Here is a 21,549-nt window from a genome sequence, read left to right on the forward strand (position 1 = left end):
TCGCTTTTATTGTTGTTTTTCGCCAGAACCTTATTGTGCAATTAATGCTTCCAGTGCCGCTAAAGATGCTAGCCGCTCTCCTTGCATCATTGCCTCAGCCTCATCGACATATTGCCCAACGCCCTCTTTTACATCTTGTTCATACAAGACAACATTGTTCAAGATAGAAGCTACATTAAGCCCTCTCAAGCGTCCAACGGTAAACAACGCGGATGTTTCCATGTCTGCACCTAAAATGCTTTTGCCATTCCAGTACTGACAAAGCGCCTGTTCATCATCGGTATAAAAGCTATCGTGTGAGCGCACTGTTCCTAAATAGTAAGGTGTTGACTGCTGCTGCAAGAACCCATCTAGCTCTTTGAGCAGGGAGAAGCTTGCATAAGCGGGATACGACGGTTTAACGTAAGCCGCAGATCCCCCCTCATCACGAACCGCGCCCTCTGCAATAATTAGCTCACCAAGCCCGATATGTGACTGCATTGCGCCTGTAGACCCTACTCGGACAATATGAGTCACACCACAAAACTTAAGCTCTTCTACCGCAATGATCATTGAAGGTGCACCAATGCCCGTGCTGCAAACCGATATCGCTTTACCTTGATATTGACCAGTGAAGATTCGATATTCACGGTTTTCAGAGACCAGTTCAGCATGTTCAAGCAAGTTAGCGATTCGATTCGCTCTATCTGGCTCACCACAAACAATAACTAACGGAGCAATTTGCGTTTCATCAACGCAGATATGAGGTTGCTTTGCCATCTTCACTCCTAAGAAGCCGTTGCTTGAGTTAACGATTTATCACTGTTTCGTTTAGCTGTGCGTGCCCACTCACGAGTACCGTTTGCCGCAATAAACATTAAGATTGCGTATTGAACAGACATTGCGTACACACCCTGCGTCGCATAAATACCAACGCTGATAATGTTAATCACAATCCACAGTATCCAGTTTTCAACATACTTACGTGTCATAAGAACTTGAGCAACAATAGATAGAATGGTCATCGTGGCATCCCAGAATGGGAACGCATCCGGTTCAAGCACTGGCTCCGCTAAATCCGCACCAAATAGATTCAAGCTATCTACCGCGATGTTTGCTAGCGCAAAAAAGAATGGGTCGATGTACATAGTTAACAAAGCAATAGAAATCGCACACGCTACGGCCGTTGCTACTAGTTTATTTTGGCTCAACCAACGAACTTCTAGCGTTTCACCTTGCTCATTAGGACGTGTCCATGCGTACCAACCGTAAATGTTGGCGCAAAAGAAAAAGAGTTGTAGAAGTAACAGTCCGTATAACTGAATTTGGAAAAAGATAACCGCGAATAAGGTGACATTCAGCAATCCGAACAGGTAGTTAATGGTTTTTTCTTGGCTTGCAAACCAAATACACAACAAACCAAACACGGTGCCGAATGCTTCAATCCAGCTCATTGCGTAGCCATCCCCTATTGGGATATTGACTAAAGTATTGTTGATATCAAGTAGAGCGAATAGGTCCATAGATGTGTCCTTTATTATTTGTTTTAGTGGCACCTATTTTATTGCGCCTCTCCAAATAAAAATGAGGACATTTGTCCCCCTAGAATGCATGCGATCATAAATCAGAATATTAAATCCGGAAAATCAATTTCACGGGAAGATGTCATAGCCCTTCCACAGTCTCGAACTCGAAACTCCAGCACCAGAACAGCCCCCTTCCAAAAACGAAATTTTAGCTTACTGGCTTAACGCCGATATCGCATTGACGGTTACGTTTGAGAAGCGCATGATTTTATCTCGAGCAGAATCGTTGTCTGGCGTGTTAACCGTGTAATCGCCCCAAAACTCGTTCTGTGCAACGTACTCAATTGAATGGCAGGTCACATGAATAAAGTAATTATGTTAGTAATGGGGCTGCTTTTTACCAGTCGATTGTTTGCCAGTATTGTTCCTCATGTTGGTCAACTTGAGCATGATGCGCCTATTCTCCTTCGCTCGGCATTGATTGTAGGGGTTGCGGCTTACGCGGTTTGGAGTGCATTTAAATACTTCAAAAAGATCAAGGCCTCAGATTCAGATCAACTGTAACGGCGAAAGTCCAAAAGCTTTTGAATAAGCCTCTAATTTCGATTACTGATCTGCGAAATAATCGACCAAGATTTTACGCCACTTTCGTGACTCACGAATCTTCAACAGGGCGCGGTTAATCTCTTCTTCGTACACGTTATTTTCAGTGATTATGAAACCGTAGTTGGACTTTTATAACTGATAAAACAACACCGCTATACCAAGCTTAAGTTTGATAGCTAGAAACTGACATAAACTGACTTTGTGCCGACGAACATAACTTTCCGCACTGAGTAATTTGGCTTTCTAGGAAGTAGATATTACGTCTACTTTTCACCCACTGGGCACGAACTTCCAGTTCTTGACCAATCAAAATCGGATGATGAAAACGAGAGGTTAAACTCACCGTCATCGCCTTGATATCATTCTGAAATAGACAATGCAACATCGCGCTGTCATGCAGTGTAGTGACAATGCCACCTTGCATGATGCCATCGTAGCCCTCAGCTTTATCTGTTGGTACAATCTTGGCTCTGGTTTTATATTTAGCTACTGCCTCATGCTTAGTTAAAGTGTCATGCTCGCCAATAGCTTCAAAACAAATGGCGCTGTCGTTGAAAAAACCTTGGCTGCACACTTGGCAACGCCGATGATTGTGTGGAAAGAAAACCTTCATACTTACCTTTACCCATAGATTGCTAGAGATTGATATGGCTCGACCAAAAAAACATCGCCAGTTGTGTACCCGTACGGCTTACTCTTGTTTTAAGCCCAATGGTGTTCCTATGGACGAGCTTCATAAAGAAGAATTGCTATTGGAAGAGCTCGAAGCCTTGCGCTTGGCTGATCAAGAAGGCCTGAGCCAGCTTGAAGCCGCTGAACAAATGCAGGTGTCTCGCCAAACGTTCGGCAACATTATCAAGCGTGCACGAGCTAAAGTCGCCAAGTGCATCGTCAATGGTCACGCGTTGGTGATTCAAAGTAGTTAATTAACGTGTTAGCCAGAAGTTATTTAACTCAGTGAGCGAGAACTCTGATGCTTACTTCGATACTTAGCTTGATGGCTCAGTAATCTGATACAGCTTTTTGCTTTGCCCTTCACACACATCCTTGCAATTGCATTCACGCTCAATATCTAACTGCGCCAATCCTCCACAGCTGCCTTTGATTGGCTTGCGCGAAAAAATCACGCCTATCGCCATCAATGTAACGACTCCGACAAACCCCAATAGCGTCAACAAAAAGGTCATTGTCGGAACCCTCGAATAGCACCTAGCTGATTAGGCTGTACCATTAGAATCGAAGCTTGTTTTTTGTGCCCGTTTTCGCCGCACGTTTTATTGCCACACCCACTATTTCTCGGCTCGCGACCATAATCGAGATCGGTCACTTCCCGTAGATTGTCGAAATCCAAAGCCCCGATTTCTGCCTTACCTGTCGATGCCAAGACTCGAATATCGTTATTGAACAAGTGCGCCAGCATCTTCTTACCAATATAACGAACCACCACAGATTTCACATCGTAAGAACGGAGAACCGAAATCCATTGCTTCTTTTTATTGCAAGAGGTGTCGGAGTCAATCAAAGGAACAATCTGTTTTATCTGTCGTTGTTCATCGACAATCGCGATCTGTGGGGAACGAGCAAAGTGGTTGCCAACATGAAGGTCGCGACAAGGTACTGCGTATAACATAGTAACTTCCTGTTATTGATGATCAGGAGTTCAGCATACGCCCAATTATTGGCATATGCCAATAACTATCATGTGAAAAATAAGATTTACTGGATCGATAACTAAGATCACAAGCACCCAAACTTACCGTCATATTCAGCCTATCTCAGTTACCTTTCAAATAACCATATATACTAGGGGGTAGTTTTTTTACTGGGGGTATTTTTTGCGTTGTTAATGCCTGTTATCAAGAGCCAAGCTCAAACCCATTACAAAAAGGCCTCGCACAACCGAGAGCTTAATCGACTATTCAACGTCACACACTAGTCTGAATAATGTCGAATTAGGGACCAATCAAAGATGTTTATAGGAAAAATAGGTTGGATTGAAAATCAAGAATTGCAGTCGGCTTCAATGTAAACAAGCTTATAATTTGAAGAGAACAACGCATCGGGTTGTTATAATATAACATCACACTAAATTACCATCATTTCTCATGAAACAGCCATTTATTCTAATCGATGTCATCAATCGCCTCTCCACACGCTATGTAAGCCGTTTCTCGACATGCTTTCGCTCTCTCAAGGGCTTGACTGTTGGCCTAGCATTATTGTGTTTTGCGCCAAATCTATATGCCCACCCTCACTCTTGGATAGAGATGAAAACTCATATTGAGGGAGAGAATGGCATGATCACCGGTCTCTCTATGGAGTGGTCTTTTGATGCAATGACCTCGATGTACATGTTGGATGGAGAAGACGTCTCTGCCGATACAGAAACTGAAACATTCAAAAAGCTCGCTGCGTCTGTAATCGAAAACATGATGTACGAGCACTACTTCACGTACTTTTATGATGGTGAAGAGCCCATCAAATATCAGGTGGTTGAGAACGCAAAGTTTGAGCGTGATAAAGCCAAGATGGTTCTAACATTTGACCTACCACTTTCTAAACCTAAGCCTGTGACACGAAACTCGCTTCGCGTATTGATTTTTGACCCTAGTTACTTTGTCGACATGTCGTGGCTATCCAACAGCGACGTGACATTGTCACCTGAACTAGCAAGACAATGCCATTTAGAATTAATCGAGCCTAACCCGACGCCAGAGCAAATGAGTTATGCAATGTCTTTACCTGTCGATGCAGATCCAGATAACACGCTAGGCCAACTGTTTACACAATCGGTTGAGCTTCATTGTGCGGCGGTTCCCGCTTCTTAGTCGCAGTGGTTCGTTTCAGCCTTTAAGTCAGCGTCTAGCTGATTAAGCATGGCAACTAATTAACAGAAAGATTTCAGATATAGGTTCTTGTTAAATGAAGAAAAATCAATCCAAAATCAATCACTACCTCATTGGTGCTGGCGCGTTCGTGCTTATTGCTATTGGTGCGTATCAACTGTGGTCCATGTGGCCATCGTTAGTTATCTCTAGCATTCAATGGCAAAGAGAAGTCAATTCAGAACTTGCAGACCTGCTCTATGAAGCTAAATCCAACCCTTGGGGCGCAGGCAGTTACCTTATCGGGTTCAGCTTTATCTATGGCATGCTTCATTCTTTGGGGCCTGGGCACGGCAAAGTTATCGTGTCGACTTACTTAGCGACTCACCCAACCAAAGCCAAGGCGAGTTTAGTGCTTACGGTCGTCTCCGCTTTTTTACAAGCATTGGTCGCAATCTTACTAGTAAGCGTGTTGCTGTGGGGCTTTAGTGCTTCCATGCGAGTAGTGAATGACAAAGCGAATATGTTTGTTTCATTAAGCTTTGCCTTAGTCGCGGTCGTCGGCGCACTTATATGTTGGAAGGCTTTGAAAAACATCTACACCGCTATGCGTAAGCCTAAGCTGAAAGTGAAAGCCATCACTACACTCGCAACAGACACAGCTGCGACAATTTCAGCGCGTTCGCCAATGGCACTTCGCTCATCAATATCAGCCCCTTCTCCGATAATCGACGCTACTAGCACAATGCAAGCCGCAGCTAACACTCATGCAGATCATTCTCATGCCGACTGTGGGTGCGGCCACCAGCATGTAGCCGATGCAGACGCAATCAACAAAGCCTCAACGCTCCGAGAATATGCTGGAATTATAGTGACGATTGGCGTAAGACCGTGCACCGGAGCCATCATGGTACTGCTTTTCGCAAACATGGTTGGCCTATATTGGATGGGTGTTGTCAGTGCTTTTTCCATGGCGATTGGTACTGCTTTCACAACCTCGACGATTGCTATAATGACACTAACAGGCAAGAACTTGGTAAAACGCTATTTGGCAGCAGGTAACAAGAATAACAGTGCTTCACTAAAAGCCGCAGGTCATTATTTACAGCTATTCGGTGGTGTTTTACTTGTCTTAATTGGCTTGTTGCTAATGAGTGGACAAGACAGCGGTATGTCGCCTGTTTTCACTATGTAGCGAACGATGTAATAACAAACCTCAGTTTATTGCGACCTTTACCATTTTTACTAAAAAACACTAGCCCTTATCTCTCAAATCTGAATTAACAGCCACATAATTTCTACTAACCTAACTTTGCACAGCCAGTTAGGTTAGTAGTCAGCCATTCAGAACAGCGCGCTCTATGTAGTTCTGTAACAAACCTACATCCAACTTTGATTTTCCTATTCTTAGCTACTCTTTCATAAACTAACTTAGATTGTTCTAACAATATTAGAGCACTATCCCCCTCCTTTTGAAAATAAGGACATAACTTCCGCAATCCAGAAACTGCGATCGCACTCTTCCTATTTTGAAAAAAAATAGAGCAGCAGTTTTATCAATTGAGTAACAAGCCGAAATTATACCCAATAAATTTCACATCAAACTCCTAGCCTTTACCTTACAACTACAGATAGAGCTTTCTTCAACCAAATTCTTGGATAACCTATACTCAAAGGTAAACAAATGAAACTATACATTCCGAGCGCCACGCTCAGTGTTTTGTTACTTTCTCCGAGTTTCGCGAGTGCCGAAGATATACCTGATTCACACGAATTGCGTAATTTCTCGATGCGTTCACAAAGCTCTGGGATAGCCCCACCGCAAGAAGTACTCGGCGTTTATGTTGTCAATTCTGGTTCTGGTCTGGATACCGGTTGTACCTATGCTTCTGGCGGACCTCTACTTATCTCTTTACCTGTTCCTATGGTTGTCAGCCCCAACGTTTTACAAAGTGACGGGAGAATTGCTCCGAGTAAACTGGGCGATATGCAGCAAAAAGGCGTTATCGGTTCTAACGCAAGGATCAGCATGCCGGTCTTCGACATAGACTCCAATGCCAACGTCAGTAATATTGCTCCAGAAATAGATATCGTATCTTTTAACGGAAAGTCTTTAGGTACGCTGCAAGGCGCTGATAACCGTTGGACGGATACTAACCTTCAAGTCGATATCAGTGATGTCAAGTTCGGCCAAAACAATGAGATTCGCGTCGATATTGATACTGGCAATACGGGAGACAACTGGTGTATGTCTGTCGATTGGGTCTCAATCGAGTTTGATGTTGCCATTCCTGTGATTCTTGCTCATGGCATTGCTGCACAATCAGACACTTGGGATGATGATACGGCTCCAGGCGTGCTTTCTACACTTGATGACTATGGCATTCGTTATACTCGTTTCTCTGCTGACAAAAATGGAACCACAGCGACTAACGCTAATATCTTGAACAACAAAATTCAGGGTTTTCTCGATGAGTTGAAATCCGACAAAGTTCACGTCATTGCACACAGTAAAGGCGGGCTAGATACCCAAAACCTCAAAGCACTTAGCCCTTCCTTTGAGATAACCTCCCTTTCTACTTTCTCCACACCTCACCTTGGTAGCGTCGCAGCAGATTTGTCGGTGATAAAAATGGACCACTACGCCGATATCTACAGTAACGTCAGTACCGATCCAAATAATTACGCTGGCAAGTACATGCAACTCCCAAATATTCCGTTTGCGGGTCCTAAAATGCCTGGTATCCGTGATCTAACAACGGATACAGCATCAAACGCGATCCAAATGCGTACTCGCGGCAATATTGCAAATACATTTTCTATTGGGGCAAATGCCGATCTCAACCAAGACGGTGTTATTGAGAAAGATCCTGATATCGTTGGCCTATTCCCGTGGGGATCGCGTTGGGCAGGCGTTACCGCTTGGCAGGCGCTAAGAAGCTTTAGTTCTGCGGCCTACCTCGATACTCAAACTCAATCGGTCACAATGCCAAGTGTGCATGGACCACAAGCTCATCCAATCACCATAGTCAGTTACCAAGCCATTCAAACAGTACCGCAAGAAAATGATGTTGTTGTGACCTTGGCAAGCGCTAACCCAAGTTATACCAATGCATTGGGTAACGTATTGGCTAACCACTCAACAATGAAAACGGGACAAAACGTTGAACGTTTTCTACAACAAATTATTTCAATGCGCTAAGGAGTGGCCACAATGAAATTCATCAAGCAATTAGTGATGGTGTTCAGTCTTTTCTGTACCTTCATCACACCGGCTATCGCCAGTAATGCAATACCCGTTGGGATGAGTACAAGCACGACACTATCTCAACCAGTGACTAGTAACGATAACGAAGTCACAATGCTATTTACCATCGACAAAGCGGAAGCCCTAAAAGCAGAAATCATCGTGCCGTTGGATGATGCAACCGTATATTTAGTCAAGCCTAACGGGCAAGTCGCAACATCATCCAATGATGTGCAAGCGAACATACTTTCAGGTGACACACAAAGTCCGCCGCTACCGGGCAGCTATTTATTTTTGCCTGAAGTAACTAACCCTGAACCTGGCGAATGGAAGATCGTCGTTGATTTTCCAAACCCAAGTTACAACACAGTAATTATTGCTCAGGTTGCGATCCAATCCCCTATTGCGTTTGGCATGGCGATAGCTGCAAACCAATTTGTGGTCGGTGAACCAGTTCCCGTTTCTGCATTACTGACAAACAAAGGGAATCCAATCACAGGTGCCCAAACCAGCGCAGTGATCATTGATGAAGCTGGAATAAAAACACGCCTGACGCTTAAAGATGAGGGTGTCAATTTCGATGCTATTGCTAAAGATGGTGTCTACAGCAATATTTTCGTTCCACCCGCTGAAGGGGATTATCTAATTGAAGGCATAACGTCTTTTGAAGAATATGGAACAACTATCACTCGCCAGACAAGTAAAAAAATCCACGTACTACCCTCTGACATTGAATTTGTCAGCCTCTCACTCGCTCCACTGTTTTCCTCTGAAGGCTGTGTTATTGCCTTAGAGCAGCGCTTGGAACTTGATGTTAAATCCGCGGGGGATTTTGCCATTCATGGTTACCTCACCGATGGAATTGACGAGCTGAACACAAGCAAACGTCTGCAACTCAAACCTGCGAAGCAAATCGTCACTCTACAGTACTCAACTGAAGATATTTTTGGCGCATTTGATTCAGCGTCTACTTTGACCTCCAACCCGACGATCATCTACGCAATCACTCAAGATGACATACGAATTTCAGCCCCTCGAATTCAGTTTGAAGAATTTATTGATTTAGCATCTTTTGAGCGTTGCCGCGAACCGATTGAAGTCACGGGGAGTTTAGTCACCACACCGACTATGTCGCAAGATGGAACCTACATTGATTCGCTGAGTTTTGAGTTTCCTATCCATGTTACGCGCAGTGGAACTTACACAGGTTCGGTAAATATCGTTGGTGCAGCCGGAGAGTATTTAGAGCTAGTGAGTTTCCAAGAACCGCTTGAGGCTGGCGAAAACACCATCAAGTTTACCGTTCCTGGTGACACGTTTAAGCAAGCCGATGGTCCTTATGAACTGAACGCACTGCTAATCTACAGTGGCGTTGACTCCTATCGACAAGGAGTTCTCGGTCAAACTCCACCATACCAAGCCTCTGATTTCAGTCCGCCAGTGAATGTGACCCTCCCCTCTAACCTATTCGGTTTGGAAAGAGAAAACTGGCAAGCAACCCCGGCAACACATGTCACGCAACATCGTGTCGGTGGTTACTTAAGAGCGGAGGCTTCAATCCCATACGACTACGAAACACTAGCGAGTTTTGACTTAAGTGAGGTTCGAGGGAAAATTAAACAGGCAACGCTTATTGTTGATTTCGGAGATTCAACTCTTCAATTTCCATTCAACAATGTAACTGCGCATATCGTTAATCAAACTTGGTCTCCAAACACACTGGATTACGACACGTTCTGTGAGTCTTTTACTATATGTGCAGCATGGAGTAATCCACTCACTACATTCAACAACGTAGAAGCCGGTCAAACGCTTAGGTTTACCAACTCTAAACTATTAGAAGCATTAAATGAGAAGAGAGTGTCTGGGTTGAACAAACTAGATATTGCTCTTACCTCTTCTCCCTATGAAAGAAGTTTCTTCATTAACGTTAAGCAGGTGTCATTATTCATCGAGTACTGATCCTAAAACTGAAATAGAATAAGGCCATGCCCAAGGTATCGCTTTGGGCATGGCCTCTCAGAGTGAACAGTGATGAACTTTGCAAGCTTCATATGTTTATTCTGTTAGAGCAGACTATGCCAGCCCCTCAACAGTAGTGATAAAGCACGCTAATCACTATAGACTCCATCAACCAACAAAATGAGATCGAAGTTTTATCCAAAAAGGCCAGTAGTCCCAACAACCGGGTGACTCCACAGATCTATCCATCCCATCACCAATTTTTTAGGTGACTTTAAAGATGCCCCTACACTAGTCTGATAGCTAAAGTTAGAATAGACCCGTTAAGTATCATCGATTTACAAAACAGAGCCAAAATATCTAAATAAAAACAGTGAGAAGCGATACAATAATCAAGTTGCAAAATTGCAGCGTGGGACACCTGCCCACTGACAGCCCATTCACAGAGAACCATAAAGTAGCCTCACATGTCTAAAGAACCCGGTTTCACTACAGAATACAAACTCGACAAGACGTTTTTCGCGGAGTGTTATGATCAAACTAGCCTTCCGACTCAATTTCCAAAAGCCTACTTAAAAGGAATACTGTTTCTTATTTTTGGTGTGGTTCTACTGGAATTTGAACTATTACCTAACGGCTATGTTGGCTGGTTCTTTATTGTTTTGAGTGTGATTGAAGCATTCAGTGTGTACTGCAAAAGAACCTGGTGGTTATGGCGACAAAAAATCAGCTCAGGCGCAGGCAGCAAAATTGTCTTTCAAGGTGACGCTAACGGAGTAAGTTACAAAAACCACAAAGCGACCAACACCATCGCGTGGAGTGACATCGACCAACTTGAGCAGACCGATCTTGGTTTTATCCTGCATATCGGTAAACAGCGCCAATATGTGAGTAAATCTTGTTTAAACGATGAAGCTATTGCCTTCATGATTGAACACCACGCCGCATCAAAAGCGAAATAACACCAATAAATGCCTGCTGACTTAGCAGGCATAATCGAGAAAGCTAAATACGGAACATTGTTATATAGCGTATGTGAGCGCTTATTTGCCGATATGCATGCAGGTTACACTTTAACTAGGGGCAATTTCCTTCTCGAAATTGCCCCTTCCATCGATTGCCCCTATTCATGAAAACCCTTGTTCATGTGCATCCCCCCCCTGTTGCAGGGCGCGAGCACACTTTGTTCAATTTATAACCCAAAGAAGACTCGTGCCCGATAATCATCGTTCCAAGCAGCCTTCTTCAACTTCACTTTTTGGCTTGGTGCACCACATTCGCATTGCTTCAGCATGTGACAACCAGAGTCAAAGAAATTGATGAACTTTCCGAAGCCATGATGGAAATGATGGCTGAGATTCAATTGCACGAAAAACAACAAGAAGAATTCATCGAAGCGTTTATTCGCCTTATTGCTCAAGCGATCGATGATAAGTCACCGTACACAGCAGGACACTGTAATCGCGTTCCAGAAATTGGCATGATGCTGGCAAGTGCAGCTGAGAAATGCCAAAGCGGTAAGTTCAAAGACTTTGCTTTCCAAAATGATGCCGAACGAAGAGAGTTTCGTATTGCTGCCTGGTTGCATGACTGCGGAAAAATTACGACGCCAGAACATATTGTTGATAAGGGCACTAAACTTGAAGCGAACTACAACCGAATCAATGAAATTCGAACTCGGTTTGAAGTCCTACGGAGAGATGCAGAAATCGATTACTTAAACGTGTTATTGCACAGTGAGGTAAGTAAGGATAAAGCAAATGCCGAGTTTAAAGAAAAAGTACGCCAGTTGAACGATGACTTTGAGTTCCTTGCCAAGGCTAACATCGGTGGTGAATTCATGAGTGAAGATAAAGTTGCTCGAATTAAGCAAATTGCTGAGAAAACATGGTTACGTTACTTTGACGATCGCTTGGGTTTGTCGCCATTTGAAGAAATGAACAAACCCGAACAGGATTCGTCTCTACCAGTCATGGAAAAACTGCTAGAAGATAAACCTGAGCACATCATTAGACGTGTGCGACCCGTCGAATTCGAACCTGAGCATGGCATCCAAATGCAAGTTCCTGAGCATCAATACAACATGGGTGAGGTATACAATCTAACGATTTCACGTGGGACTTTGACACCTGAGGATCGTTTCAAAATCAATGAGCATATGATTAGTGGGATAAGAATGCTTGAAGCTTTGCCATTTCCACCTGAACTGAGCAATGTACCGCGCTATGCTTCCACGCACCATGAAACACTCAAAGGTAACGGTTATCCACGGAAATTGAATGCCGAGGATTTATCGATACCAGAACGTATATTGGTGATTGCAGACATATTTGAAGCGTTAACCGCAGGAGACCGGCCATACAAGAAAGCGAAGCCTGTGAGTATCGCTATCGATATAATGTATCAAATGGCAGTGGATGAGCATTTGGATATGGACTTATTCTTACTGTTCTTGGAGAGCGGAGTGTACCTCGACTACGCGAAGAAATTTATGCCGGAAGCACATGTTGACGAGGTCGACATTCAAAAATATCGATCTGACTAAGCCGAAAAGGTGTCTAGTGGCATAGTAAATTTAGCTACCCAATTCAAAGGTGATGTATAATCAGCGCAATACTTAAAGCAGCGACCTGATCCATAAAAAATGAATTGTTTGTCACTTCAGGAAGAGGCATCGCGCCTACGCCAAAGGCGGGAGAACTTATTGAAAAAGCCAGAGAAATCGTAATAGCGATGCAAGCCTTCGCAAGCTCACAACAATACAACCCACTAATAGATGATAAAGTTTTTTCCATCGCGGCTAACGACTATGAAATAGAAACCGTTATAAAACCTATGTTTCATGATTTCCAGAAAGCAGCGCCGATGAGTTCGCTGCACATAGCTCCAGCCAGAACTCAACTTCAGTGGGCTTCATTACTTCGGTCTGGCGATGTAGATTTTGTTTTGTCACCTGAACTAATGAGTAACGAGTCGGATTTAATTCAAACTAAGTTGTTTTCTGACCAAGAGGTCTGTTTTTACAATCCTCAAAAGCAAACACCGCCAACAACGATAGAGCAATATTGCTCCAAACCTCACGCCATCATGTCTTTTGAGCATTCTCACCAAACCGAGATAGACACAATACTTAAAAAACGAGGAGTGAAGAGAAAAATCGTGGCTAGTGCGCCGAGTTTTGGGGCGATAGCGTCTTTAATTAAAGGACCCTAGCCAACGTTAATTGCAGCTTCATTGAGTGGAAAAAGTGCTCAACATCAGTGTTGTCCAAAAAACTACTTTTTCCACTCATATTTGCCTTATGTTATAAGAAATGAATTACCCATATTCTACGAGTTAAAGGCTATTAGGTGATTCATCGATGCATTTTTCTAAGATTTATTCTAGATTGGTTTATGTTATTACTCGAAAACCAAAAGGCCTCGTACATGCGAGGCCTTACGTTTTTCATTTAACGTTTACAGCTAACCTACTTCGCTGACTTCTCTTGTTAGCTTTCCTTACTGACCTAAGTTACTGACTCAGCTGACTGAACTTCGGCAAGCTTTTCACAAACTTCTGGTGTACATCCATATAAGTTTGCATATAGATTTCATCGATATTGTCACCACTCGGGAAGCTGGATGAGAAATCTACGTGGTTGCGGTCAATCGACAATTTAGCCGCCTCGACAATATGAGCAATGAACATTCGAGGATCTTCCAAGCCAATAGAGATACGCATTGTCGTCGGTTTGATACCGGCTTCATTGAGCGCTTCATCACTGAGTTCTGAGTGCGTAGTCAGTGCTGGACACAGCGCCACTGTATTGGTTTGCCCTAAACTTACTTGCATGCCGATAGCGGGCTCAAGCATGTCGAAGAACTGTTTGAAGCCATCTCGATTGATTGGCGCACGGTCGCCATTGCCTTCCATATCGATAGTGAAAAGCGCCGCTGGTAGCCCCAAGTACATGTTGTTCTGGCAGTGTTCATAGTTATCACTATCTGGCAAAGCAGGACACGACACATTGATGTCTGGGTGAGCATCAAAGATCTTCGCGAGAGTCAGTGTATTAATCGTTTTTTGCACCACTCGCATCTCATACGTTTTCATACCATTGAGCACTTCAAACGCTTTATCTGCATCTAGGAATGCACCCTTAATGTAGTACACATTCCAAAACAGCGTTTCGTTCCATAGGATTTTGGCCTCATCACCGTTGGGCTTGGTGAAAGTGACCTCCTCTCCTTTTGGCACAAACATAGTCTCATTGCGACCAATCACAACCCCAGCAGTTGTGGTGCCAGAACCCGCCAGTTCTTTGGTGTAGGAGTGAATCACATAATCTGGTCTTTCCATCACATCGTCACGTTTTAGTACTGGGTGCAACAATGGTGTACCCACTGTTGAGTCAACAATCACATCCCAACCACGAGAGTGACCAGCTTTACTGATGCTAGCAACATCCAACACGTATCCATGCGGGTTACACGGTGACTCTAGGTAAACGTAGATTTTCTTACCTGCAGCGATGCGATCTGCGTATTTATCAGCAACCTCATCAAGGCGCGTCGCAAACTCATCAAGGCGCGTCGCAAACTCATCACCGGAGTAACCATCCACCCACTCTACCGCGACATTCAGATTAGAAGGTTTTCCAAACCAATCTTCCAACAGCTGGTAAGAACCACCGTAGATATTGCGTGAAGCCAAAACAATGTCTTCATGCACGAGCAAGTGGCTCAACAACCCATCAATAGCCGCCATACCCGAGTTAAAGTTCCATGCGAGGTATTCGTTGGCTCTAGAGCCTGCCTCGATATCAACCATATGGTTAGCCAGTGAAATCGATGTAGGGTTAAGCAGTCGAGAATATATATCGTGCAACGGCTCTTTACCGTTAAACGCATCTTCAATCCATTCTGTACACGCAAACAAATAGGTCGCGGTACGTGTAATCACAGGGCTTGCAGAAAATATAGCAGCGACATTATCGAAAATTGGATACGCACCTTTAGACGCAAAATTACCATTATTGGTGGCAATAGACTGGTAAGTGGCGCGCATTGGGTTTTGCAGATTATCGAGGATCTTAGCGATCTGGAATGACAAAAAACGTTTGGCGTTAAACCAAGCGATTCGGTCACTTTTATCGAGCTCTGAAAGTCCATCAACCGTCAATGCCCAAAGATCGTGTGTCTTGGTATTGACTTGGTACAGTGTCGTCGCCAGTTCAATCAGCGTGATGCCGTAATCGCTATTTGGGTCGATACCAAAATGCTTTGCTTGCTCAACGGCAAGAGCTTCTGCTTGTTCGTGTTTGGTGGTTTTACGCAGCGGGCTAAGTTGAGTTGAAGTATTCATAATTGCTAAGTCATTCCATGCTTGTTGTTCCTCCTTTAATTTTAGTTTTGGGCAGATGTTAAAAATTGCTATTTGCAAAGTAAGACATACACTTTGAGCAATAATATTGCCAAGCTAAACCCAATATTGATGGAATATGCCAATGGACGAGATCGACAAGAAAATACTGGCTGAACTGCAAAGCAACGCTCGGCTCACCAATCAAGAGTTGGCCGATCGCGTGGCACTGTCGCCATCTCCTTGTTTGCGTCGAGTTCGGTCATTAGAGAAACAAGGGATTATACGTGGCTATCACGCCAGCGTTGACCAAGAAGCGTGTGGCCTGCCCGTTAATGTGTTTGTGTTGGTGAAGCTTGAAAAGCCAACTGAAGAGAATATGCGAGACTTTGAACAACACATTGAAGTGATTGATGAGGTGTTAGAGTGCTTTCTGATGACAGGCAATCACGACTACCTTTTGCATGTGGTCAGTGAATCGCTCAAAAGCTACGAGCAATTTATCCGCAAGCAACTAACCCGCCTACCCAATATAGCTTCTATCGAATCCAGCTTCGCCTTTGGTCAGGTAAAAACAAAAACGAAGCTGCCAGTGAGATAATTAGAAACGACTTAATTTGTCTATATAGAAGACATTGGATAGTCATCTCCAATCATACAGATAAGTGCGCCGCCAAAAGCTTTGTCGTAACGTACTTTTCCGGTCGTATTCGAACTTTCTATATCCGTGTTGCCGTCCACAATCTGATTAATTTCTTGTGCCACTTTTGTTGGTACCAACCATATACAAGCTGCAACAGAGCAAGTGGATGATGACGATTCGCAACCTGTCTCGGAGCTTCCTCTTATCCAAAGACTATCCTTTTCCTTAAGCAGTAATTGCGTTGCTATGTAATCTGGGTGGTCGATGTACTGATTGCCACCTATCCATGTATCTTCATAAGGTAGGTACGGCCCTTTCCATGTGGATAAGCCCGGATTTGCAATTAAGTGATTGATGTTTAAGTAGCCGAAGTTCGTATCGGTATCGGAAGCAATAGGAGGCAGAGAGCCATTATCACGAGAATATTGCTAAGCGGCATCCAAAACAGTATTCAGCTGGCCGATTAGAAATTTTGCCTCGTCGACACGGGACATACGGTTCCCGAACTGGTTGTAGATAAAAAAAGCGGCAATGAGCATCAGTAAGCCAAACGTTACAAGTTTCCATTTTTTTATCTGACGCAGAAGTTTCAACATCTATTTTATCTCTCATCAAGAAGGTTCTAATAACGCTAAGGTCGTCCCTATGAGAAAGATTATACCAGAGTAAAATCAAGCGTTTTGCATTGAAACTTACTTGTCCATGTCTACGGAAAATAAGCCTAGCTCTAATGTGCCCAACTTCGATTTAGAGCCTCCCTAAAAACAAACAATCATCACACCCGACTTCACTGACTTAACCCTCAAATCAACCTTGTATTGAATTGCTCCGTAAAACAAACCAAAGCGATGGAAATCGATTCGAAGTGATCGTTTTATCGGACTGTCATCTAATTTTTGTACTTTGATATAACAAATAGCTCAAAAGTTACTGAGCGATCGTTCAATTATATCAAATTTTCCACTATAGTTGATTGGTCAAACAACTCACAACAAGGAAAAGTTATGAATCCAAATACCGAATCTCAATCAACGCCGACTCGATCTATCCCTCAAGAAGCATTTGATTGGTACGACGAATATGCACACGGCCTGATTGATCGCAGAGAGTTTATGGCTCGTCTATCTGGGCTAGCTGTACTTGGCTTAACCATGACGACGCTAACTTCTGCACTGATTCCTAATTATGCGCAGGCAGAGCAAGTCTCTTTCAATGACCCTTCCATCAAAGCAACCTACGAGAAGTTTCCTTCACCTAAAGGACACGGCGAAGGCTATGGTTACTTGGTTGTACCCAAAGAGTTAGAGGGCAATGCGCCTGTTGTATTGGTCATTCATGAAAATAGAGGCCTCAATCCATACATAAAGGATGTGGCAAGACGACTCGCAGCGGCGGGGTTTATTGCGTTTGCACCTGATGCACTCTATTCGCTTGGCGGGTATCCAGGTAATGATGATGAAGGTCGAACGATGCAGAAGTCGCTATCAAAAGAGAAAATCGAAGAAGACTTTATCGCAGCGGCAAACTTCTTGAAGTCCCATGAAAAAAGTAACGGTAAGCTAGGCGCAGTCGGTTTCTGCTTCGGTGGCTATATCGTGAATATGTTGGCCGCTGTCATGCCAGAGCAACTCGATGCAGGCGTTCCATTTTATGGTACTCCTGCCGCACCAGATTTAAGAAAAAATGTAAAAGGCCCCTTGCTCATCCAATTTGCGGGAATCGATAAACGCGTGAATGCGACTTGGCCAGATTATGAAGCCGAACTCAAAGAGAACGAAGCAGACTACACAGCTTACATCTATGACGGCGTGAACCATGGCTTCCATAACGATTCAACTGGCCGCTATGCTGAAGAAGAAGCAGAGTTAGCTTGGAAACGTACACTTGAGTTCTTTAACCAAAAGCTTTCTTAATAGTTAGCTTTACTGAACCCGTTTTCTTTAGATTCCGAGTGACTGCCCTATTCCCTACAAAACCCAAAAGGCCTCGCACTCGCGAGGCCTTTGTTGGTCGGTAATCAGTTCCTCCTTTTTCCATTACCAACAATAGATTTGAGATGTAAACCAAGGGGGTTAGAAGGGGATTGTCGGTCGAGTCTCACGTACAGAAGCCTCGTTGATTCACTGACTTAACCGCTCATCAATGTAACTTCGCTTCAAACAAACCTATTGACCCGATCGCGCAAATAGATAATATAGATAGCTAGACGTCTACATGTCTTTTATTTATTAAATGGAGTTATCATGAACAGCTACAAAAAAATCACAGCATCCCTGTTGGCATTAGCTTTCGTATTCGGTGTAACAGGATGTGGAAAAAAAGACGAGGCTGTCATCAAGATTGGGGCGACAGTTGGCCCACATGCACAAGTTGTACAAGCTGTTGCCAAAGAAGCAGCAAAGCAAGGGATAAACATTGAACTCGTCGAGTTCTCAGACTATATCACCCCTAACGCAGCATTAGATGATGGAAGTATCCAACTGAACAGTTACCAGCATCAGCCATTCCTCGATAACTTTAATGCCAATCACGATAGCCAGTTAGTTTCTATCGGACGTTCAATTTTGATGCGTATGGGCATTTACTCGAACAAGTACACTTCGCTTGATTCTATTCCCGAAAACGCTCGAATCGCGATTCCAAACGATCCAACGAATGGCGGGCGTGGACTATTACTGCTTGAAGATGCAGGGCTGATCTCATTAAAAGACAACGCTGGTTTCAACGCGTCTTTAAACGATATTGTTAGCAACCCGAAGAACATTCGATTTGTTGAAGTGGATGCCGCGCAGCTACCCCGCTCTCTTGACGATGTAGATGCTGCTGCAATCACCATGAACTATGTAATGTCGGCTGGACTCGACCCTAAGAAACAAGGCATTTACTTAGAGAAAAAAGACGCACCTTTAGCAGTGATGGTTGTTGCGGCGCGAGAAGAAGACAAAAATAATGAAACGTATAAAAAGATTATCTCAATTTACCACTCACAAGAGATCAATGACTTTTTAGACAGCACTTTCAAAGGCACCATCGAAGCCGCAAATTAAGCTAAATCGTTTCAGATTTGGCGTTGCATGATACTCATAAAGCAACGCCAGATTTGAGTTGGCGGGTTGTCGTTGACGCATTCCAGCTTCTTTTCAAATTAGAGAGCAAAGCTTTAGTTACTTGAATGGAGGTTGAAAACCATATCGTCAGAGCAGATTATGTAAGCATAAAATTCAATTAAATCTGGGGGCTTTGCATGAAAAAAGAAGTGATACTTTTTGATATAAACGAAACGGTTTTAAATTTGGAGTCATTACAGCCTAAATTTAAAGCGGTGTTTGGAAAGGAGGATGCATTATCACTTTGGTTTTCAAAGCTTTTACACTCTTCAACGGTTTGCATCGCAACAAACGTAAAATCTACTTTTTCTGAATTAGCGAATGCAGCGCTCAACGCTATTGCACAGCGATACAAGTGTGATTTAACGGCAGAAAGCAAAAGTGCCTTGTTAACTTCTTTTGCCAATCTACCAGCGCACACTGATATCAAAGCATCTTTACTTAAATTGCGTAACAACGGCTTTAAAACCGTCGCTTTTTCCAACTCATCCCTCGATCTCATCACTTCTCAAATCAAGAACTCGGGCTTAAACGATTATTTCGACACCGTCATTTCTGTTGAGGAAACAGGCAGTTTCAAACCAAATTCAGACGTGTATAAATTTGCAGCCGAAACCTTACAAGAGCCTGTCGAAAACCTTCGTCTTGTCGCTACTCATGATTGGGACACTCATGGTGCGCTATCCGCTGGCTTACAAGCAGCCTATATAGACCGCACAGGCGTTGAGTATCATTCCTTGTATTTGAAGCCGGAGATTAGCTCAAAGACGATGGATGGTGTGGTAGAACAGATAATTAAGCACAATTTAGACAAGTAAAATCTCAAGAGACTTTTCTACTCCTGATTCGATACAACCACCCTGTAGTGGTCAACAAATTCCGGACACTGACTTAACCGCTTTGATCAACCTTGTGTTGAACTGCTCTGGTTATAGAGACGCTGTCGGTTACCTAAAAACTGCAGTTACCTAGCAACAAATATAAGCTAGCAACAAATATAAGCTAAAAACAACTGTACGATTGAGGAACGCGTTTTTCTTCATCCCAGCCTAATAGCTCAATATTGATCAATGACTTGCGCTTCTCATTACACAGTGAAGCGATATTGATGATAGGCAGTTGGCTACGAAACTGCGCTGTAAGGATGACCTTTTTACTTTCGTTAAGGCTGCTTCTGCATTGCGACAAAATCGCTTCAGTATCTAGTTGGTGTGCGTTCTCGATAATTTGGATATCAGCATTCTCTTGATAGCAATCTATCAACCAAGATACAGCAGGCTCTTCTATGCTGGTGAGCACGATGACATCTTTTGTTGTGACCAATTCTTTGAGTTCAGATAGTTTGAGTTCAGTTTCCATAGTTACCCTCATTCAGCAGCAAATACATTAAAGTCGATTGCCCAGTTTAGCCTGTGCTAAGTGGTAGCCTCTGTCGATCATCTCTTGTGAGCGATCAAACTCTAGGGTGCCACAAGCATTGCGTGGGATCTCAAGCGTGATATCGGCGGGGTAAGCGGCCAACTTTTGGCGAGCAATGGTCGATTGCATCGCATCAAATGCTTGGTTGGCAATATCGTAAAAAGCAAAGTTGAAGCTCATTTTGCTTTTTACACTGCTACCGAGGTTATCGATAAAATGCACAACCTTCTCATGCAGGTTGCTCTCTTTTGTTGGCAGGGAAACCGGTATCACTTCCTGTTTAACCATTTCAGGTTCACCACCTAAATTCACAGCCAGTGTAAAGTCTGTATTATCACCAAAGGTAGGCGCAATCGGTACGGGATTAAGAACGCCGCCATCAATCAGCACTTCTCCATTGATAACGTGAGGGGTCAAGAACAGTGGCAAAGAGATAGAGGCGCGAATGGCATCAAACAGAGAACCTGATTGCAGCCAAACCTCTTTTTCATCGGCGACGTTAGCGGCAACTGCGGTATAAGGGATGGGCAGATCTTCAATTGAAATCTCGCCGATCAGTCCACGCAGAGTGTCGATGATCTTGTCCCCTTTGAACATACCACTCGACTGCCATGAAAAGTCCAACAACATCGCCATATCACCTTGATCGATACTGGTGACCCACTCTTCAAATTCATCCAACTTGCCCGCAGCGTAGACACCACCGATAAGTGCGCCAATTGAACAGCCAGAAATGGATTTTATCTGATAGCCATGCTCAATTAACCAGCGGATGACTCCAACGTGAACCAAGCCTCTTGCGCCACCACTGCCAAGTACCAATGAGATCGTTTTTGCCATCATATTAATCCTTTAGTTTTAAATTCTAGGTGGGCTAACTCGCCGATTTACC

Annotated in this window: 20 protein-coding genes and 3 pseudogenes; 13 read left to right on the top strand and 10 right to left on the bottom strand. The window is 43.6% G+C overall.

All coding sequences use genetic code 11. The annotated features are described in order from the left end of the window. Positions 1–30: 30 nt before the first annotated feature. Together LMH68_RS01510 and pnuC are read right to left on the bottom strand one after the other, a co-directional pair. Positions 31–759, bottom strand: a complete 729-nt coding sequence (locus LMH68_RS01510) for a nucleoside phosphorylase (protein ID WP_229647245.1) — start codon at positions 757–759, stop codon at positions 31–33. 8 nt (positions 760–767) lie between these two features. Further along, positions 768–1,502, bottom strand: coding sequence for a nicotinamide riboside transporter PnuC (pnuC, locus tag LMH68_RS01515; protein ID WP_017069647.1), 735 nt, complete (start codon positions 1,500–1,502; stop codon positions 768–770). A gap of 363 nt (positions 1,503–1,865) precedes the next feature. Between pnuC and LMH68_RS01520 the strand changes: the two genes are divergently transcribed. Continuing rightward, entirely contained in the window at positions 1,866–2,069 is a 204-nt protein-coding gene (locus LMH68_RS01520; protein WP_017059106.1) for a hypothetical protein, read from the top strand. 42 nt (positions 2,070–2,111) lie between these two features. Here LMH68_RS01520 and LMH68_RS01525 read toward each other — a convergent pair. Then, a pseudogene (locus tag LMH68_RS01525) lies at positions 2,112–2,240 on the bottom strand (ABC transporter substrate-binding protein); the annotation flags it as partial. A 34-nt stretch (positions 2,241–2,274) separates the two neighbouring features. Further along, positions 2,275–2,724, bottom strand: coding sequence for a PaaI family thioesterase (locus LMH68_RS01530; RefSeq protein WP_017059105.1), 450 nt, complete (start codon positions 2,722–2,724; stop codon positions 2,275–2,277). Positions 2,725–2,758: 34 nt separating this feature from the next. Between LMH68_RS01530 and LMH68_RS01535 the strand changes: the two genes are divergently transcribed. Then, entirely contained in the window at positions 2,759–3,037 is a 279-nt protein-coding gene (locus tag LMH68_RS01535; protein ID WP_029235478.1) for a DUF134 domain-containing protein, read from the top strand. Positions 3,038–3,100: 63 nt separating this feature from the next. Here LMH68_RS01535 and nqrM read toward each other — a convergent pair whose 3' ends face one another. Next, positions 3,101–3,298, bottom strand: a complete 198-nt coding sequence (nqrM, locus tag LMH68_RS01540; RefSeq protein ID WP_017059103.1) for a (Na+)-NQR maturation NqrM — start codon at positions 3,296–3,298, stop codon at positions 3,101–3,103. After that, complete coding sequence (locus LMH68_RS01545; protein WP_017059102.1) at positions 3,295–3,741, bottom strand: NifB/NifX family molybdenum-iron cluster-binding protein; 447 nt, start codon at positions 3,739–3,741, stop codon at positions 3,295–3,297. The genes nqrM and LMH68_RS01545 overlap by 4 nt, the downstream gene beginning before the upstream one ends. A gap of 475 nt (positions 3,742–4,216) precedes the next feature. Between LMH68_RS01545 and LMH68_RS01550 the strand changes: the two genes are divergently transcribed. From LMH68_RS01550 to LMH68_RS01580, 7 genes and pseudogenes are all read left to right on the top strand, one after another. Beyond that, complete coding sequence (locus tag LMH68_RS01550) at positions 4,217–4,939, top strand: DUF1007 family protein (RefSeq protein WP_029235926.1); 723 nt, start codon at positions 4,217–4,219, stop codon at positions 4,937–4,939. A 94-nt stretch (positions 4,940–5,033) separates the two neighbouring features. Beyond that, complete coding sequence (locus tag LMH68_RS01555; protein WP_017059100.1) at positions 5,034–6,131, top strand: nickel/cobalt transporter; 1,098 nt, start codon at positions 5,034–5,036, stop codon at positions 6,129–6,131. Between the two features lie 489 nt (positions 6,132–6,620). Then, positions 6,621–8,138, top strand: coding sequence for an esterase/lipase family protein (locus LMH68_RS01560; RefSeq protein ID WP_229647244.1), 1,518 nt, complete (start codon positions 6,621–6,623; stop codon positions 8,136–8,138). Between the two features lie 12 nt (positions 8,139–8,150). Further along, positions 8,151–10,145: a choice-of-anchor X domain-containing protein gene (locus LMH68_RS01565; RefSeq protein ID WP_229647243.1), complete on the top strand. Its 1,995-nt coding sequence runs from the start codon at positions 8,151–8,153 to the stop codon at positions 10,143–10,145. Between the two features lie 467 nt (positions 10,146–10,612). Continuing rightward, a complete protein-coding gene (locus LMH68_RS01570) occupies positions 10,613–11,107 on the top strand; it encodes a YcxB family protein (RefSeq protein WP_017059097.1) in 495 nt (164 codons plus the stop codon). A 314-nt stretch (positions 11,108–11,421) separates the two neighbouring features. Further along, a pseudogene (locus LMH68_RS01575) lies at positions 11,422–12,690 on the top strand (HD-GYP domain-containing protein); the annotation flags it as partial. Between the two features lie 104 nt (positions 12,691–12,794). After that, positions 12,795–13,358, top strand: coding sequence for a LysR substrate-binding domain-containing protein (locus LMH68_RS01580; RefSeq protein ID WP_229647242.1), 564 nt, complete (start codon positions 12,795–12,797; stop codon positions 13,356–13,358). A 300-nt stretch (positions 13,359–13,658) separates the two neighbouring features. Here the strand turns inward: LMH68_RS01580 and LMH68_RS01585 are convergent, their stop codons facing one another. Beyond that, entirely contained in the window at positions 13,659–15,491 is a 1,833-nt protein-coding gene (locus LMH68_RS01585) for a PLP-dependent transferase (RefSeq protein ID WP_229647241.1), read from the bottom strand. A 142-nt stretch (positions 15,492–15,633) separates the two neighbouring features. Here LMH68_RS01585 and LMH68_RS01590 point away from each other — a divergent pair, with 142 nt between their 5' ends. Next, positions 15,634–16,089, top strand: coding sequence for an Lrp/AsnC family transcriptional regulator (locus LMH68_RS01590; protein ID WP_017094327.1), 456 nt, complete (start codon positions 15,634–15,636; stop codon positions 16,087–16,089). Between the two features lie 20 nt (positions 16,090–16,109). On the opposite strand, the pseudogene LMH68_RS01595 reads toward LMH68_RS01590, so the two are convergent. Beyond that, positions 16,110–16,727: pseudogene (locus LMH68_RS01595) on the bottom strand (type II secretion system protein). A gap of 408 nt (positions 16,728–17,135) precedes the next feature. Between LMH68_RS01595 and LMH68_RS01600 the strand changes: the two are divergent. From LMH68_RS01600 to LMH68_RS01610, 3 genes are all read left to right on the top strand, one after another. Then, complete coding sequence (locus tag LMH68_RS01600; RefSeq protein WP_017059076.1) at positions 17,136–18,044, top strand: dienelactone hydrolase family protein; 909 nt, start codon at positions 17,136–17,138, stop codon at positions 18,042–18,044. A gap of 330 nt (positions 18,045–18,374) precedes the next feature. Further along, complete coding sequence (locus LMH68_RS01605; protein WP_108202643.1) at positions 18,375–19,178, top strand: MetQ/NlpA family ABC transporter substrate-binding protein; 804 nt, start codon at positions 18,375–18,377, stop codon at positions 19,176–19,178. 197 nt (positions 19,179–19,375) lie between these two features. Next, the gene (locus tag LMH68_RS01610; protein WP_229647240.1) at positions 19,376–20,056 is read left to right on the top strand and encodes a haloacid dehalogenase type II; all 681 of its coding nucleotides are present in this window, start codon (positions 19,376–19,378) and stop codon (positions 20,054–20,056) included. A gap of 184 nt (positions 20,057–20,240) precedes the next feature. Here LMH68_RS01610 and LMH68_RS01615 read toward each other — a convergent pair whose 3' ends face one another. Beyond that, positions 20,241–20,609, bottom strand: coding sequence for a hypothetical protein (locus tag LMH68_RS01615; RefSeq protein WP_032545629.1), 369 nt, complete (start codon positions 20,607–20,609; stop codon positions 20,241–20,243). A 15-nt stretch (positions 20,610–20,624) separates the two neighbouring features. Beyond that, on the bottom strand, positions 20,625–21,497 hold the full coding sequence (locus LMH68_RS01620; RefSeq protein WP_017070388.1) for a patatin-like phospholipase family protein: 873 nt from the start codon (positions 21,495–21,497) through the stop codon (positions 20,625–20,627). Between the last annotated feature and the right edge of the window lie 52 nt (positions 21,498–21,549).

Source organism: Vibrio sp. F13 (genome assembly GCF_020806305.2).
GTDB classification, from domain to species: Bacteria; Pseudomonadota; Gammaproteobacteria; order Enterobacterales; family Vibrionaceae; genus Vibrio; species Vibrio crassostreae_C.

Coding starts and splice junctions, on each gene's coding strand:
- LMH68_RS01510 (WP_229647245.1), bottom strand. CDS start 759: ATGGCAAAGCAACCTCATATCTGCGTTGATGAAACGCAAATTGCTCCG.
- pnuC (WP_017069647.1), bottom strand. CDS start 1,502: ATGGACCTATTCGCTCTACTTGATATCAACAATACTTTAGTCAATATC.
- LMH68_RS01520 (WP_017059106.1), top strand. CDS start 1,866: ATGAATAAAGTAATTATGTTAGTAATGGGGCTGCTTTTTACCAGTCGA.
- LMH68_RS01530 (WP_017059105.1), bottom strand. CDS start 2,724: ATGAAGGTTTTCTTTCCACACAATCATCGGCGTTGCCAAGTGTGCAGC.
- LMH68_RS01535 (WP_029235478.1), top strand. CDS start 2,759: ATGGCTCGACCAAAAAAACATCGCCAGTTGTGTACCCGTACGGCTTAC.
- nqrM (WP_017059103.1), bottom strand. CDS start 3,298: ATGACCTTTTTGTTGACGCTATTGGGGTTTGTCGGAGTCGTTACATTG.
- LMH68_RS01545 (WP_017059102.1), bottom strand. CDS start 3,741: ATGTTATACGCAGTACCTTGTCGCGACCTTCATGTTGGCAACCACTTT.
- LMH68_RS01550 (WP_029235926.1), top strand. CDS start 4,217: ATGAAACAGCCATTTATTCTAATCGATGTCATCAATCGCCTCTCCACA.
- LMH68_RS01555 (WP_017059100.1), top strand. CDS start 5,034: ATGAAGAAAAATCAATCCAAAATCAATCACTACCTCATTGGTGCTGGC.
- LMH68_RS01560 (WP_229647244.1), top strand. CDS start 6,621: ATGAAACTATACATTCCGAGCGCCACGCTCAGTGTTTTGTTACTTTCT.
- LMH68_RS01565 (WP_229647243.1), top strand. CDS start 8,151: ATGAAATTCATCAAGCAATTAGTGATGGTGTTCAGTCTTTTCTGTACC.
- LMH68_RS01570 (WP_017059097.1), top strand. CDS start 10,613: ATGTCTAAAGAACCCGGTTTCACTACAGAATACAAACTCGACAAGACG.
- LMH68_RS01585 (WP_229647241.1), bottom strand. CDS start 15,491: ATGAATACTTCAACTCAACTTAGCCCGCTGCGTAAAACCACCAAACAC.
- LMH68_RS01590 (WP_017094327.1), top strand. CDS start 15,634: ATGGACGAGATCGACAAGAAAATACTGGCTGAACTGCAAAGCAACGCT.
- LMH68_RS01600 (WP_017059076.1), top strand. CDS start 17,136: ATGAATCCAAATACCGAATCTCAATCAACGCCGACTCGATCTATCCCT.
- LMH68_RS01605 (WP_108202643.1), top strand. CDS start 18,375: ATGAACAGCTACAAAAAAATCACAGCATCCCTGTTGGCATTAGCTTTC.
- LMH68_RS01610 (WP_229647240.1), top strand. CDS start 19,376: ATGAAAAAAGAAGTGATACTTTTTGATATAAACGAAACGGTTTTAAAT.
- LMH68_RS01615 (WP_032545629.1), bottom strand. CDS start 20,609: ATGAGGGTAACTATGGAAACTGAACTCAAACTATCTGAACTCAAAGAA.
- LMH68_RS01620 (WP_017070388.1), bottom strand. CDS start 21,497: ATGGCAAAAACGATCTCATTGGTACTTGGCAGTGGTGGCGCAAGAGGC.